This window comes from Vibrio echinoideorum (assembly GCF_024347455.1).
GTDB classification, from domain to species: Bacteria; Pseudomonadota; Gammaproteobacteria; order Enterobacterales; family Vibrionaceae; genus Vibrio; species Vibrio echinoideorum.
Genome location: NZ_AP025483.1, coordinates 1,335,688 through 1,350,426, shown reverse-complemented (window position 1 = coordinate 1,350,426; position 14,739 = coordinate 1,335,688). Strand labels below are relative to the sequence as shown.

The following is a 14,739-nucleotide window of genomic DNA, read 5'->3' as shown; positions in this document are numbered from 1 at the left end:
AATTTTCCAACAAAATTCACGAAATCACTTAAGTATATGACGAAAAAAAGGCCGACCCTGTCGACCTTTATTCAGAAAATACTTTTAGCTCAAAGCATTTTGCTGGTTAACTAATTGATTTTCAGTTCGTAAACCTAACAATAAGCTTAGGCACATAAGCAATAATATGAACGCAAATGGTAGCGCCATTGATACCGTTCCAGCTTGCAGTGCTTGAATGGATTCCGTACCGCCAACCCACAATAGAACGGCTGCAATCGCACCGCCCATCAACGCCCAAAATACACGTTGAGGAACAGGAGCATCAACTTTACCGCCAGAAGTAATGCTGTCGATAACTAATGAGCCTGAATCTGACGAGGTGATGAAGAACACCATAATCAAACCAATCGATACTACAGAAAGCATAGAACTCATTGGCAGCGCATCATAAGTGTGGAATAGAGAAAGCGTAATATCTTGCAAACCATTCACGCCTATCTCACCCACCTTGTTCGCCACTTGATCAATCGCGATACCACCGAAAATAGCCATCCAGATGATGATTACTGTCGTTGGGATGAACAATACAGCGACGATGAATTCACGAATAGTACGACCTTTAGAGATACGAGCGATGAACATGCCTACGAATGGAGACCAAGACATCCACCACGCCCAGTAGAATACCGTCCAGCCTTGCATCCAAGTTTCATCATCACGACCATGAGGATTACTTAGAGGAATAAAGTTTTCAATGTAACCCATTAGCGCGGTTGGGATTGCTTTAATACCCGCCATACCACCAGCGATCGTCACAAAGATAAGTAAACCCAAAGCAACCAACATATTGATGTTACTCAGAACCTTTACACCACCGTTAATGCCGCGAATGACTGACATTGTTGCTAAGAAAGTAACCACTGCGATAACAACTAGCTGCATGCCAATACCACCATCGGTACCAAACACATGGTTAATACCACTTGTCGCTTGTTGTGCGCCTAGGCCCAATGATGTTGCAAGGCCAAATAGTGTTGCCAATACCGCAACGATATCAACAATATGACCAAACCAACCCCAAGTTCTATCACCTAATAGTGGGTAAAAGATTGAGCGAATTGAAAGCGGTAAGCCTTTATTGAATGTGAAGAAAGCGAGGGCTAGAGCAACAACAGCGTAAATCGACCAACCGTGAAGACCCCAGTTGTAGATGGTTGCACCTAATGCCAACTTAGCTGCTTCAGGAGAATAAGCTTCAACACCGAGCGGTGTTTCATACCAACCAGTAAAGTAAGCGACGGGTTCAGCTACACCCCAAAACATCAGGCCAATACCCATTCCTGCGGCGAATAACATCGACATCCAAGACAGGTTAGAGTGCTCTGCTTTGGCATCATTGCCACCAATACGTATCTTGCCATACGGGGAGACAATGAGGGCAAAACAGAAGATAACGAAGATGTTAGCTGCCCACATGAAGAAACCATCGAAGTTACCGATGACTTTCCATTTGATTCCATCCAGTGCCGCTTTTGCGGTTTCTGGATCTGCGACTAGAAGTGCAACCAAGAAGACAATGATCGCTCCTGCACTAATTCCAAATACCGGGTTATGGACGTCAAAACCCCATTTCTGAACGTTATCTTGTCCTACTGTATAATCGGTATTTTCAATACTATACCTATCTTTTACAGGCTCCATGTTTCCTCTCTAATTTGTAGCGCACAGTTTGCAACATTGCATTCGGCGCTTAAATTTCGAAAAGAAGGATATCAACCTGTCGCAAAAATACTAAAAAAACCGCCAAAAATCAGGCATAAATTACAACTTTAGTAATTAAATTACACATTTAATGTAATTTAGCGTAAGATCACTCCACAAGCCCAGAATTAACAGCATATTTAGCTAGCTCTGCCGTAGAGTGAATATCCAGCTTATGCTTAATGTTTTGTCTATGAGTTTCGACGGTTCGATAACTGATATTCAGCGCCTTTGCGACCTCTTTACTGCTCTCCCCTTTCGCCACCAATTTCAACACTGCTTCTTCACGCCTGCTCAATGGATTCTTTACAGATTGCGTGGGAGTAATAGGCTGTGTGAACAAATTCTGTGTTACTTTTTCACAGAAATAGGTCGAACCTTGGTTCACCGTTTTAATCGCCTGTACCATCTTTTCCGCGGAAATCTCTTTCAACATATAGCCGACTGCACCCGACTGCATCACTTTCATGATGTATTCACGGTTGTTATGCATGGTCAGCATCAACACCTTCGCTTCCGGGTCTTCTTCTTTAATCAGGTGGGTGGCGTCAATGCCATTCATTATAGGCATGCTGATATCCATCAACACCACATCAGGGCGCAGAGATTTAACGACCTCAACCGCTTCTAATCCATTACTGGCCGTACCTATCACGCTAATATCTGGCTCAAGTTCCAATCTCGCCATAAAGCCATCCAGTACCACTTGGTGATCGTCAGCGATCACAACTCGAATAACTTCACTCATTCATTAATCCCTCTAGTGTCAGTAACACTGTAATTTCCGTTCCGAGGCCAATCTCACTCATCAGTTCAAAATCACCACCAATGAACTCCACCCGCTCTCTCATATTACGCAGACCGATCCCTCGTTTTTCCATCGCTTTATAAGTATTGAAACCCACACCGTTGTCTTGAATCAGTAGTTGCAATACATTGCCAATTTGCTGCGCGATAACCGTCACTTTAGTCGCTTGGGCGTGCTTTTCTATGTTGTTCAAAGATTCTTGCACCACTCGATACAAGGTCGTCGCCGCTTCTGATTTCAACTTTCCGGGTTGAGTGCTGAACAAGGTCTCCACTTCAATGCCCGAGTGCGCCTGAAAATCCAATAGCAACGAAGACAACGCCGCTTCTAAACCAATATCATCCAATGAACTTGGACGAAGTTGATGTGAGATGTGCCTTACCTCTTCGATCGCTCGCATCAAGGAATGCTGCGACTTATTCAAATGCGCTTTGAGGTCTTCACTTTGTAACTTATTACCAAGTAGCTCTAAGTGGCAACGACTCGATACTAATAACTGGTTGATTCCATCGTGTAGTTCTCGCGCTAAATGCTTCTTCTCGTCTTCCTGAAACATCACAGTTTTATGGGCGAGCTCTTTTAAATTGTTATCCGCGATTCGATGCTCGTGCATGTTAATCGCTAAGGTCAGCACGATAATGACCGCGACGGTCACGCTCAGGATGACCACAATGGAAAAGAACGTGGTTTCAATATTCTTGTTTATCGCAGCCTGCATCGAGGCGACTTCTTGGTGCACATCTTCAATGTATAAACCCGTGCCAATCATCCAATCCCAACGCTCTAACCAAGCGGCGTAACTCAGCTTAGAGACCACTTCCCCTGTCGAGGGCTTTTGCCACAAATACTGGTGGAATCCTCCTCCGGTTTGCGCCTCTTTCAACAACGCTTCGATTAGAAAATCGCCATCTTCATCTTGAAGTTGAAGTAGATTTTGTCCAATCAATTCTGGCTGGATCGGATGAACCAAATTGGTTCCGTAACGGTCGTATGCGAAGAAATAGCCATCGGAGCCATATCTAAGTTTAGACAATATGGTTCGAACTTCTCTTTTGGCTTGGGCTTCTTGGATATCAGGGTCGTTGTAGATATGTTCGATGGCATCAAATGCGAGGTCAACAGTGTCTTTGAGGGCGTTTTCACGAGCCTTGATTAGGCTGTCTCTGAAGATCTCAACTTCTTTAGCACCCAACGTTTTGGTTTGATGTAACGAGATCCAACTAATACTCGCCGTTACAAGCAGCAACGGGAGTAGCGTCAGCAAAATCAGCTTAGCTTTTAGAGGCATTCCTTTTCCTCACAAAAAACGGCTTATTGAACACCAATAAGCCGTTTTATTTTAGCAATTTATAGTTAACCGTTGAAACATATCATTCACATTCTAGGCTTCACTCACATTCCATAGAAAGATGGGAAAGCGAGAAGTGATCCAAGCACAAGGATTTGAATCAGAATGAACGGCATCACGCCTCGGTAGATGTCTTTAGTGGTGACGCCTTTCGGTGCAACCCCTTTCAAATAGAACAAACTGAAGCCAAATGGTGGCGTTAAGAATGAGGTTTGTAGGTTCATTGCGATAAGGATAGCAAACCATGTCATGTTGATGCCCATCAGTTCAGCCACAGGTGCAATGATTGGCACGATGATGAAACAGATCTCTACGAAGTCGATGAAAAAGCCCAGAATCAAAATAACCAACATGGTGATGATCAGGAAGCCCCACTTTTCTCCTGGCAGTTGCAGCATCCACTCTTCAACAAGGTAATCACCACCCGTGTAAGTAAACGCCATCGAGAATGCCGTTGCACCTAGCAGGATAGCAAAGACCATCGCGGTCACTTTAACTGTCTCTTTCGACGCAGCAAACACCATCGACCAACTAAACTGACCGTATAACAGCGCAAGTACCAATGCACCAGCACCACCTAGCGCCGCCGATTCGGTCGGCGTTGCCACACCAGCAAAGATAGAGCCCAATACAACAATGATTAGCGCTAAAGGTGGAACAATCGCTTTAAGCGCATTAAACACTTCTTGCTTACGGCTAATGGAGTCATCACGCTCAATCGGTTGAGCCGATTCAGGGTTGAGTTTCGCGTATATCAAGATATAAACAATGTAAGCACCCACTAGCATCACACCCGGCCAAATCGCAGCTTGGAACAAGTCCCCAACCGGTACACCCAATACATCACCCAATAAAATCAATACGATGGATGGCGGAATGATTTGCCCTAAGGTGCCAGAAGCACAGATGGTGCCGCAGGCTAAGCCTTTATCGTAGTTATACTTGAGCATAACGGGCAGAGAGATAAGCCCCATTGCCACCACAGAAGCACCAACGACACCCGTTGATGCGGCAAGTAGCGAGCCCACCAGCACCGTCGAGATAGCAATACCACCTCGAACACCACCAAACAATCGACCCATTGACTCAAGCAACTGCTCAGCAAGCTTGGTCTTTTGTAGAACAAGGCCCATAAAAACAAACAATGGAACGGCCATCAGCACCGTATTTTCCATGATCGATTGAATTCGATATGGCATGAAGGCGAACATTTCGATGCCCTCAGCCCAAACACCAAAGATTAACGCGATACCACCAAACGTGAACGCGACCGGGAAGCCAAGTAAAAGTGCAAACAAGGCTACGAAAAACATTACTATTCCAATCATGTTCAGCCTCTATTTGTTATTTGTATGAATGTTATTTGCATGAATAAGATGCGGATTAAAAATTTTGTTCAGTGAATGCAGGATCAAACCGACTCCGCTGAGTGCCATCAAGAAAAATGAAAGTGGGATCATCGCTTTAATGATCCATCGGTAAGGAAGGCCTCCGGGATCGCCCGACGTTTCACCGAGGTTATAACTTTCTTTCGCAACATCGATTCCAAACCAAGCAACCAGCAAACAAAAAGGAAGCAGGAAGACAACGGTGCCTATTAGGTCAATAATCGCTTGTGCCTTGAAGCTGAGTTGTTCGTAAAAAACATCAACTCGCACGTGGCCACCGGCTTTGATGGCATAAGGAACACCTAGCAAAAATACGGCTGAGAAAAGGTGCCATTCCATCTCTTGGAAGGCGATAGACACATCGTTAAAGGCGTATCGCATCACAACGTCATACACAACGTTAGCAACAAGAAGGATAAACAACATACTGGAAAGCCATCCCAGTGCATCACCGATACGATTAAATAGGCGTTCAATATAAATTAGACTTCGCATTCCCGACTCCATGGAATTTGAAAAGACATCGCGTATTAGAGTTAGTGCAGCTTCAACGAGTAGCGCTAACAAGATGCACGACGTAGAAAGGGTTCTTGAGCGTATTACAGGATTTATCCTGCTTAATTATTATGGTTAAAATGAACCCGCTGCTTATCTGCTTATCTGCTTAGATACTTAGATACTTAGATACTTAGATACTTAGATACTTAGATACTTAAGCCCTCAGGCACAAGTGATACAACAGTACGTTTGCTTTGGGTCCATTTATCTTTAGTTCAACAACAGTCGACTATTTCGCTTGGCTATTTAAATAAGCTCTGTGTGAAATATCCGTCCATGAACGAACTTGTTCTAGGTAGCTTGCTTGTGAAGCTTGTATCTCTTTCGCCAATGCATCTTTCTCAGCATGCTTAGCGAGCAGGCGATCATTTGCTTCTTTCAATGCAGCCATAACTTCTGGCGGAAAATCTTTAACTTGTACGTCTGGGTATTCTGTTTTCATTGAAACCCAGTTCTTGCCACTTTCGTGCGTTGCTTGCGTGTACATATCGTAAGCAGCGGTACGCATTGCAACACGCAGGATTTCTTGTAGGTCTTCAGGCAACTTGTTCCATGTACGTTTGTTCACTAGGAATTGAAGCTCTGAACCCGGCTCATGCCAACCTGTGTAGTAGTAAGGTGCGATTTTGTGGAAGCCCATTCGTAAATCCAGTGATGGGCCTACCCACTCAAGCGCATCGATTGTGCGACGCTCTAGAGAAGTGTATAGCTCACCCGGTGCAATATTTGTTGGTTTCGCACCTAGCTCTGCCAGAATCTCACCAGCAAAACCTGGGATACGCATTTTCAAGCCTTGTAGGTCTTCAACACTGTTGATCTCTTTTTGAAACCAACCACCCATTTGAATATCAGTATTACCACCCGGGAACGACATCAAGTTGTGTGGAGAGTAAACCTGATCCATCAACTCCATACCACCACCGTGATAGAACCACGCGTATTGCTCAGCAGGCGTCATACCGAAAGGCATAGAAGTGAAGTAAAGAGTGTTTGGAACTTTACCTTTCCAGTAATAAGAGCCTGAGTGACCCATGTCGTATTGACCAGATTTAACCATGTCAAATACGCCAAGCGGTGCTTTATGTTTGTTTGCTGAATCGATTCGGATTTGAAGTCTACCATTAGACATTTTCTCAGCCATCGCAGCCATGTTCTTCGTTGCGTCACCGAAGACAGGGAAGTTTGGTCCCCATGTCTCTGCAAGCTTTAAACGGTAAACCTTATCAGCAGCTGTTGCACCAGTAGCGACCAAAGCTAAACAAGCCGCTGCAGTTACCGCAACGTTTTTAAAAACTCGTGTGAGGGAGTTAGAGATGAGACTCATGTTCACGTCCTTTGTTGGGTTAACACTCTTTCTATGAGCATTTTTTATGATTCAACATAAGAGTGCACCGTGATGACGCGACAAGATATCAGGGAGAGCACGCACGACAGGCCCACACAAACTGCGTATTAGACCAAAGGATTACGTAGAACTACGTAGGAAATAATTGAGTTATATCGGTTTTAAAGGACTTACTCTATTCATCAGGAGAATGCTTATTGATAAGTACCTAAGTATTAATAATTAAATACCGTTAACAATTGATTGCCATTTCGTGATGAGGCTCTATTCACACCACAGATCAAATACGCACCTGAATGCATTAAATCCATGAGAATCAAGGTTTCACAGAATCAGACGCCCTACTTTGGTGCTTACTGATTCGAAACATCGGACACGCGAAAGACAGAGGAATAACGGAAGGGGTCAGCCGATTGGAAATAAGGCTTCTTAGGCTAGGTTCGAATGCTAGGTTTGAATATGAATATGAGTTTAGGGGGTTAGGATTTGGATTTGGGATTAACATGATCCGTCAGATACAAAAAAGCCTCGAAAATCGAGGCTTAAAAACTTAACGAAGCGAATGTCATCCCGCGGGATTAGATAGCTTTGTAGATAACCTTGTTACCTGCAAGTTGCTCTTTCGCTACTAGGTTTTCTTCAAGAAGTTTTTTCAATGCGCCTGTTGCCCATGAAGCTGCTTTCGCGTCTTCTTGACCAGCTGCTAGGCCGATACCTTTAGGGTTAATGCCTTCAGCATTGCTAACAACGATGTCTAGAACTTGTTGTTGCTTAGGAGTCAGTGCTACTGCAACTTCTTTCGTTGCTGCTACTGTCTTCTCTACCGCTGGTTTTGCTGCTACAGTTTTTTCTGCTACAACTTTCTCTGCGACAGGCTTCGCTTTTTTCGGCGTTGCCACTGCTTTAACTACAGCCGCTTTAGTGCGTTTCTGCAGTTTAGCCTGCACCTTACGCTTATGAGCAAGTCTCATTGAATATTTCTCCAGTTCACTGCTCTTTTCGCAGTGGTGAAAATTTGAAGCGCGATTTATACCAAAAAACAGGAGCTATTTGTAGAGTGAAGCGCCGAAAGTCGACGAAAAATACCGATATTGTCTACTAACGTCTATTATTTAAACATCGACTTATCAATTCAGGGTCATATACACTGGTTATCCATCCAGACAAAAATATGAAAACTTGGTGTTGCCTATGGACACTCGTCACCTTACAAATTTCTCTTTGCCTGCTTTCACACGTTCATACCGAATTGTCGCTGTCATTTTGGGGTTCGTATGCTTAATCATTGCTCTATACAGTGACAATCCAAAGTTACTGATCGTGGGCGCATTTTGCATTAGCGCGCTTTTGGGCACTGGCTATTATTTGATGCTGCGTAGCAGAGTAATGTTCACGCTCACCCCCACTCACTTTCAACAGCATTTTTATAAAGGTGGCTGGGTTTTAAAGTGGAGCAATATTGAAAAGATTGGCCTATGTACTTACGAACAAGAGGGGTGGCATCAACCTCTCCCTTGGGTGGGCATTAAAATGAAAGATTACTCGCCCTACCTTGACTCTATCTGCCCCAAAATAACCTGCGAATTATTGCTGAGCCAGCGAGCACTTTTGTACCTGGGCGCCAAGCAAGCGGGTAAAGAGTCAAACTTTGAAGATATGGTTCTCGACTCATCGCATTACCATACTCGTTGTATAGAGAGTGGTTGTGTGGAACAGAGTAAAAATAGAGACCCAGAAGATACGAGTAAGTCACAGATTCAACCCAATCCTGAAAATGTGATTGTTAAAGATTACTCAGGGTTACAAGCAATGCTTGCCAACCGAATGAAGTATCAAAGAGGCTTTCACGGTTATGATATTTTCATATCAACTCAAGATTTGAATATGAGTGGGGAAGAGTTTATTGGATTGGCTCGACGTTACTTGGCTGCAGCCGAGAGCATTCCTAACTAAAACCAAAACGCTCGTACGCAAAATGGAAAGTAGAAAGTAGAAAGTAGAAAGTAGAAAAGCTTAGCTTTCGGAATAAAAGCTAAGCTTCACTTCATTTGCAATATATCGTTCAAGACCATCGTTCGTTTAATACAAGCTGGCACTTGACGTAAATAATCGAATTTTAGTCAAAGACTTAATTAATATAGTGGCATTTCATCTGCAACGAACGGGTTTGATGCTCGTTCACGTCCAAATGTAGATTCAGGGCCATGACCCGGGACGAATGTTACGTCACTGCCTAATGGCCAAAGCTTAGTCTTGATTGAAGCGATCAGTGTGTTGAAATCACCTTGTGGGAAATCCGTACGACCAATAGCACCGTTAAATAAAACGTCGCCAACAAACGCCATGCGCGCCTGATCACTGAATAACACAACGTGGCCAGGAGTATGACCAGGAGTGTGAATCACATCGATAACTTGGTTACCAAAAGTGACTTTATCACCCTCTTCTAACCAAGTATTTGGTTCAAAAGCTTTACACAATGGGAAACCAAACATCTGGCTTTGATTCTCTAAGCCTTGAAGCCAAAAGTTATCAGCTTTATGTGGGCCAACAATATTAACCTTCAAGATCTCAGCAAGTGGAACCGTGCCACCAACATGATCTAAATGGCCGTGTGTCAGTACCAAATTCACCACTTTAACACCTAACTCTTCAATGATAGCCGCTAACTGCTGAACATCACCGCCCGGATCGACAACGATGCCTTCCATGGTTTCATCACACCACACAATCGAGCAATTTTGAGAGAATGAGGTAACAGGCACAACTTGATACTTAAGAGACATATACAAACCTTAGAGGGCGAACTGAAATTTGGGCAAACTATGACATTGGATGTCTACTTTGACAAGTACCTAGCATTCGCTCGCAAATTCAGCTCAACGCTACCAACTACGTACTGGACCAGTATCTATATGGACAAAGTTGCTACGTGCATAATAACCGACACCACCCGCGTTCAGGCTTTTGGCGACGTCTCTTAATTCTTTTAGGTTAACGCCATCAATACGGAAATCGATCGCTTTGCCTAACATGTGGTAGCTCTTCTTCGCTACACCACTCGACTTGGATCGCAATGCTTCATTAGTCGCAGGAGAGCGGTAACCAGAGATGATCTGAACTTCTTTTTGAATACCTAGAACATTTTGAATCTGAGTGATCTGATCAAACAGGTTTTTGTCCATTGGGTGGATTTCGTTGCGACGGAAGTCACGACACAATTTGCTTAGTCGAGCCATCTCATCACCAACATAGTTAGTACCATCGAAATAGCAGGTTTCTAACCTTTCACCAGTGTGAAGATTGTTCATGCTGATCGTTCTTGGCTGATCTGGGTATGAAGCAAAAGCGATAGAGGGTGTGATTGAGGCGACAACAGCGGTACCACCAGCGTAAGTCAGAAACTGACGGCGTGAAAATAAACTTTGAGACATACAGCAAAAAAACCAATTAGATCGAACGAAAAATGCACGATACATAATGAGAATTGCTGCGTCAACGTACGAAAACCGCTCAATAGGTTACTATTTGTAACCTTTTCACGGTTAGTTATTGATACACATTATAATTTTATCAGTAAAAGCTTGGTTGTCATTTTTTGGTCAAGATCACCCTTATTGGGTTCACTGATAATTAACCACCCTCTTTATCATATTGATAGATGTCACCACGATACTGTATGCCCCCTTCCTCAAACAACACGGTTTGATAGATGATATGCACTGGAATTCGCTTCTTGAGTCGCACCTTGGTATTAGGCGCTAAGTCGCCACCTTGATTAGGAACCTTTCTGACCTTGGTCGCGAACAGTAACTCAGCCAGTTGTTCGGCATGTTCGACTCGTATACAACCTGAACTATAAGCACGAAAGTCGTCATTAAACAGACCTTTACTTGGCGTATCGTGCAAATAAATCGCACGCTTATTAGGTGTATTGAACTTGTACAAACCTAACGCATTACGCGAGCCGGCCTGTTGACGCATTCGATATGGGAACGAATTGAAATTAATGGTCTGCCAGTCAATATCTGTCGTATCAACCGTTTCCATCGTGCGCCAACCGTCAATCACTTGGAAATTGTGTGTTTCTAGATAGCTTTCGTCCGCTTTCACCTTAGGCAAAATGTCTTTCACCATGATTTTCCATGGCACATTCCAAGTCGGATTTAGAATGACCGAATCTAGGTTTATCTCTAAAAGCGGCGTTTTTCGAGACTTTCTACCCACGACGACTTTGGATTCAAATACCTCTTCGCCATCTTCCCAATACTTCATATCAAAGCTGGGCACGTTAACCACGATGAGAGAATCTCGGTCTCTTGGCCACAAGCGAACGCGTTCTGCATTCAAAGCTAATGAGTTCAATCGATCATCGAAGCTCATATTGATCCACTTGATCGTATCTGGCCCAATGATCCCGTCAGCCGTAAGGCCATGCATCTGTTGAAACGATTTAATTGCACTTTCTAGGTCACGATCGAACTTAGGAAAGTCAACAGCGACCAACGACGTGTCGACACCGACTAAAGCTATGCGTTCCACAAGAACAGCCTTGTCTGAAAGCTCATCGCCCAAGCGCTTTAAGCCTTTTTGTTTGTATCGTTCGATGGAAAGTTCCGATGCGGTTTCTAAGACTGAGTAGGTCGCCTTAAATTGGTCAAAATCCCCTACAGGCGGAGCGTAGGACAACACCATCTCCAATAAATAATCATCGGAAACACTGCTTTTTAATCTCATCAGAATATGAGGAGAAGGCGCGGGCAACTTGGAATGTAGCTTTCCGGAAAAGTACCATTCCTTTCCCATTAGTGGCGCATTTTCAACGTAACTTAAGTAGTAGATGAAGGTATCGGTTAAAAGAACGTCCAACTCTTGCCATTGACCGCGGGATTGATACTGACGGATTTGTTTAAGTTGTCTATCAAAAAGTGGCGCCATGTGCGCTTGTTCTATAAGTGACAATTGGAATTCAAACGCCTTAACAAGTTCAGGCGAATCCCAAAGGATAGGAAGAGAAGAGTCTTGGTAAATGCTCTGAGTAAGCTCAGGATAAATGAGCATGAAAGAGAGTTCTGAATCAGCCGGGATAAATCGGCTCTCGTCAGAACTCGTATAGCTCCATGCATGCACAGAAACTAACACCAATAATCCACAGAAGTATTTCGCTAACATGCTTAACCCCATCACCAATCATCTCATAAGTATGGCAAAGAAATTGGAGTAAGCATGTTATTTTTTAAGGGGTTTTATGCATTAGACTGCACTCCAGTGGTTATCCCACTGGACGGATGATTGCTGACTGGATTTTTCATAAGGCTTGCGTTGGCTCACTACGCTACCCGCTCCAGAGCTGAGTCTAAACTCCCCATCAAGCAACACTGCGCCAGAAGCATCTGATAAAGCAGACAGTTCCACTAACTCTTTAGTCGCTTTAGACCAAATACCGTAACAATTCCCTCTTGGCGAAGTAGCGATAATCCAGTCATCAGAAGCTGCGATACTCGCAATGTAATGATTAAACCTTGCCCATTGCTCTGGCTCTGCGTTCAGTGATTCAAACTGTCCGCCTTTAGTATGCATCGCCAATAGCGAAGGATACTCATCTGGTTCACCACGATATTGCTGGCCACAAAGCACGGTTTCAGCACCATCATGGGCTAAGTGTCGAATGCTCAGCTTCTTATCCAACAATTCAACCTGATCAAGTAACACACCTTCAGGAGAAACATAACTTAAACTCGGTTGCATTGAATCCAAGTTTTTCGGTGTTCTACCATCAGTATGAACGCCACCAACGCCGATCGCGAGATTACCATCCGGCATGATGATCACTTCATGAGGCCCAATACCAAAACCGCTGAACTCTTCGACCTTACGATAGCCTTGCGCGACATCGTAAACGCCAATCACACCTTGGCTGCTGTCCGTTTTCCCTTCAGTGGCATACAGTAACTTGCCATCTAATGAGTAAACGCCATGACCATAGAAGTGACGGTTGTTACCTTTCACGACCATTTTGATCTGCTGACCGTTTTTATAGTCAAACACCATAAAATAGTCACCAGGACGACGAGCAAAAACCACCGCATGTGATGAGGTTGGGCAAATCGCGACGCCATGGCCACGATCTGGTATCGGCAGTTGACTCAATGGCGTTCCATATTCGTCAGCCACAACCGCTGAATATTGACCTCGCCCATTCAGCGCACAACCGATTAATTGAGGCTCACGAGATGAGCTCACAGCACCAGAGCGACTAGCGCAGCCAAATGGAAGTACAGGAACAGCTGCACAACCCAATGCAGCCTTGAGTAACCTTCTTCGTGTAGTATCAGTCACCATCGGTAGCATTAAATCCTATTACGACACCAAGCTCTATCGCCACTTCTTCATGAATGAGGTACTTCAAACGTTCTAGTTTGTTGTATTGAGTCAACACATCTCGGTAGCCCTCTTTGCTCTGCAATAACTCAAACAAGCTTGAGTCTGTAGGCCATGTATCTAGCGTCAACGTGAACTGGTCAGCAACGCGACCAGCAAGGTCATTTAGGCCCTTCTCTCTTAACAAGCCATCAAGACCATTGCCATCAGCCAGATAAAGCTTTTGAAGTGCTGCTACATTCGCTTTTAGTTGAGTCATCGAGGTTTGTGCACGCCATGATTCTGAAAAATACGGACGCGGATGACCGATTTTCGCCATCGGACGACTCAGCTTTTTCATGCTGTAATCAAGTTGGTTGGTCAATAAAGCGATGTATTCAGACTCCCAACGAGTCTCGTCTAGCGCTAACCAAGGGTTAACTTGCCATGCCTGTGCAATCGAAGACGACTTAATCGCTAAGTTTTCAGTAATCGCTTGCGACGATTGGCAACCTAACGCTTTGTCTTGAAGCAGTGGCGATTGCTCGTCATAAAGCGACCATTCCAATGCGCCTAGCCCTTGAACTGTCACACTCTGTTGAGCAATTTCAACTTGAGACCAAACTTTATCTTGCTGAGTCAACTGGCGCATTTTAAGACCAGTGGTGTTCTTTTTGTCTGGCCAGAACTGAACATTCCAGCTCTCTTCAAGCGCCGCTGTTGGGCCTCTTTCTTGCCCTTGCAGTGCCATCCAACTGTTCATGGTGAGCTGCCACTGAGTTTTCAACGCATCTAACTCAACGTCGTGAGTTTGACAGTAACCCTGCATCAAGACTTCTAGCTCATTGGCTTGCTTGGCGAATAGGATGGCTGAATCAAACTCTTGTTGGTAGACACTGCGACTGATGTGGTCGGTCGTGTCCGCTTGATAAGACACACCGTTAACCTCAGATGAAGCGGTTTGCTCACCCGATGATTGGCAGCCTGCCATGATTAGTACCGACAAAGGCATTAATAAAAATTTATGCGTCATGTTGTTACCTTACTTCCTAATTTTTCTTTTAATTATATGAGTTCATTAAATACGAAACGACCGCTGGCCTCGTATTCCTACAAGTTCAGCGGTGCTAAGTGGTTTGATAGCGGCTTTCTTAAGTAACTAGCCGTTAACTAAAATGAATTCAACTCA

General features: G+C 44.2%; 13 protein-coding genes. 1 reads left to right on the top strand and 12 read right to left on the bottom strand.

The window, feature by feature from the left end; all coding sequences use genetic code 11:
• Positions 1-84: 84 nt before the first annotated feature.
• The 7 genes from OCV36_RS06210 to OCV36_RS06180 form a co-directional block, all read right to left on the bottom strand.
• Positions 85-1,683 carry a BCCT family transporter gene (locus OCV36_RS06210; protein ID WP_004733394.1) on the bottom strand — a complete coding sequence of 533 codons (1,599 nt, stop codon included), beginning with the start codon at positions 1,681-1,683 and terminating at the stop codon, positions 85-87.
• Between the two features lie 169 nt (positions 1,684-1,852).
• A complete protein-coding gene (locus tag OCV36_RS06205) occupies positions 1,853-2,491 on the bottom strand; it encodes a response regulator transcription factor (RefSeq protein ID WP_017072956.1) in 639 nt (212 codons plus the stop codon).
• Complete coding sequence (locus OCV36_RS06200; protein WP_102553388.1) at positions 2,484-3,839, bottom strand: cache domain-containing protein; 1,356 nt, start codon at positions 3,837-3,839, stop codon at positions 2,484-2,486. Before OCV36_RS06200 ends, OCV36_RS06205 begins: the two co-directional genes overlap by 8 nt.
• Before the next feature lie 104 nt (positions 3,840-3,943).
• Complete coding sequence (locus OCV36_RS06195) at positions 3,944-5,227, bottom strand: TRAP transporter large permease (RefSeq protein ID WP_135454719.1); 1,284 nt, start codon at positions 5,225-5,227, stop codon at positions 3,944-3,946.
• 9 nt (positions 5,228-5,236) lie between these two features.
• Positions 5,237-5,794: a TRAP transporter small permease subunit gene (locus tag OCV36_RS06190; protein ID WP_135454777.1), complete on the bottom strand. Its 558-nt coding sequence runs from the start codon at positions 5,792-5,794 to the stop codon at positions 5,237-5,239.
• Between the two features lie 280 nt (positions 5,795-6,074).
• On the bottom strand, positions 6,075-7,169 hold the full coding sequence (locus OCV36_RS06185; protein ID WP_102553391.1) for a TRAP transporter substrate-binding protein: 1,095 nt from the start codon (positions 7,167-7,169) through the stop codon (positions 6,075-6,077).
• Positions 7,170-7,768: 599 nt separating this feature from the next.
• Entirely contained in the window at positions 7,769-8,161 is a 393-nt protein-coding gene (locus OCV36_RS06180; protein ID WP_004740184.1) for a hypothetical protein, read from the bottom strand.
• A 220-nt stretch (positions 8,162-8,381) separates the two neighbouring features.
• Here OCV36_RS06180 and OCV36_RS06175 point away from each other — a divergent pair, with 220 nt between their 5' ends.
• Entirely contained in the window at positions 8,382-9,143 is a 762-nt protein-coding gene (locus tag OCV36_RS06175) for a DUF2982 domain-containing protein (protein ID WP_135454718.1), read from the top strand.
• 179 nt (positions 9,144-9,322) lie between these two features.
• Here the strand turns inward: OCV36_RS06175 and OCV36_RS06170 are convergent, their stop codons facing one another.
• The 5 genes from OCV36_RS06170 to OCV36_RS06150 all read right to left on the bottom strand — a co-directional run bounded on the left by OCV36_RS06170 (position 9,323) and on the right by OCV36_RS06150 (position 14,583).
• Entirely contained in the window at positions 9,323-9,976 is a 654-nt protein-coding gene (locus tag OCV36_RS06170; protein WP_102456686.1) for an MBL fold metallo-hydrolase, read from the bottom strand.
• Positions 9,977-10,075: 99 nt separating this feature from the next.
• The gene (locus OCV36_RS06165) at positions 10,076-10,624 is read right to left on the bottom strand and encodes a YcbK family protein (RefSeq protein WP_102456685.1); all 549 of its coding nucleotides are present in this window, start codon (positions 10,622-10,624) and stop codon (positions 10,076-10,078) included.
• Positions 10,625-10,823: 199 nt separating this feature from the next.
• Positions 10,824-12,362, bottom strand: a complete 1,539-nt coding sequence (locus OCV36_RS06160; RefSeq protein ID WP_135454716.1) for a L,D-transpeptidase family protein — start codon at positions 12,360-12,362, stop codon at positions 10,824-10,826.
• 81 nt (positions 12,363-12,443) lie between these two features.
• A complete protein-coding gene (locus OCV36_RS06155; RefSeq protein WP_135454714.1) occupies positions 12,444-13,532 on the bottom strand; it encodes a DUF1513 domain-containing protein in 1,089 nt (362 codons plus the stop codon).
• Positions 13,522-14,583, bottom strand: a complete 1,062-nt coding sequence (locus OCV36_RS06150; RefSeq protein ID WP_135454712.1) for an imelysin family protein — start codon at positions 14,581-14,583, stop codon at positions 13,522-13,524. Before OCV36_RS06150 ends, OCV36_RS06155 begins: the two co-directional genes overlap by 11 nt.
• Between the last annotated feature and the right edge of the window lie 156 nt (positions 14,584-14,739).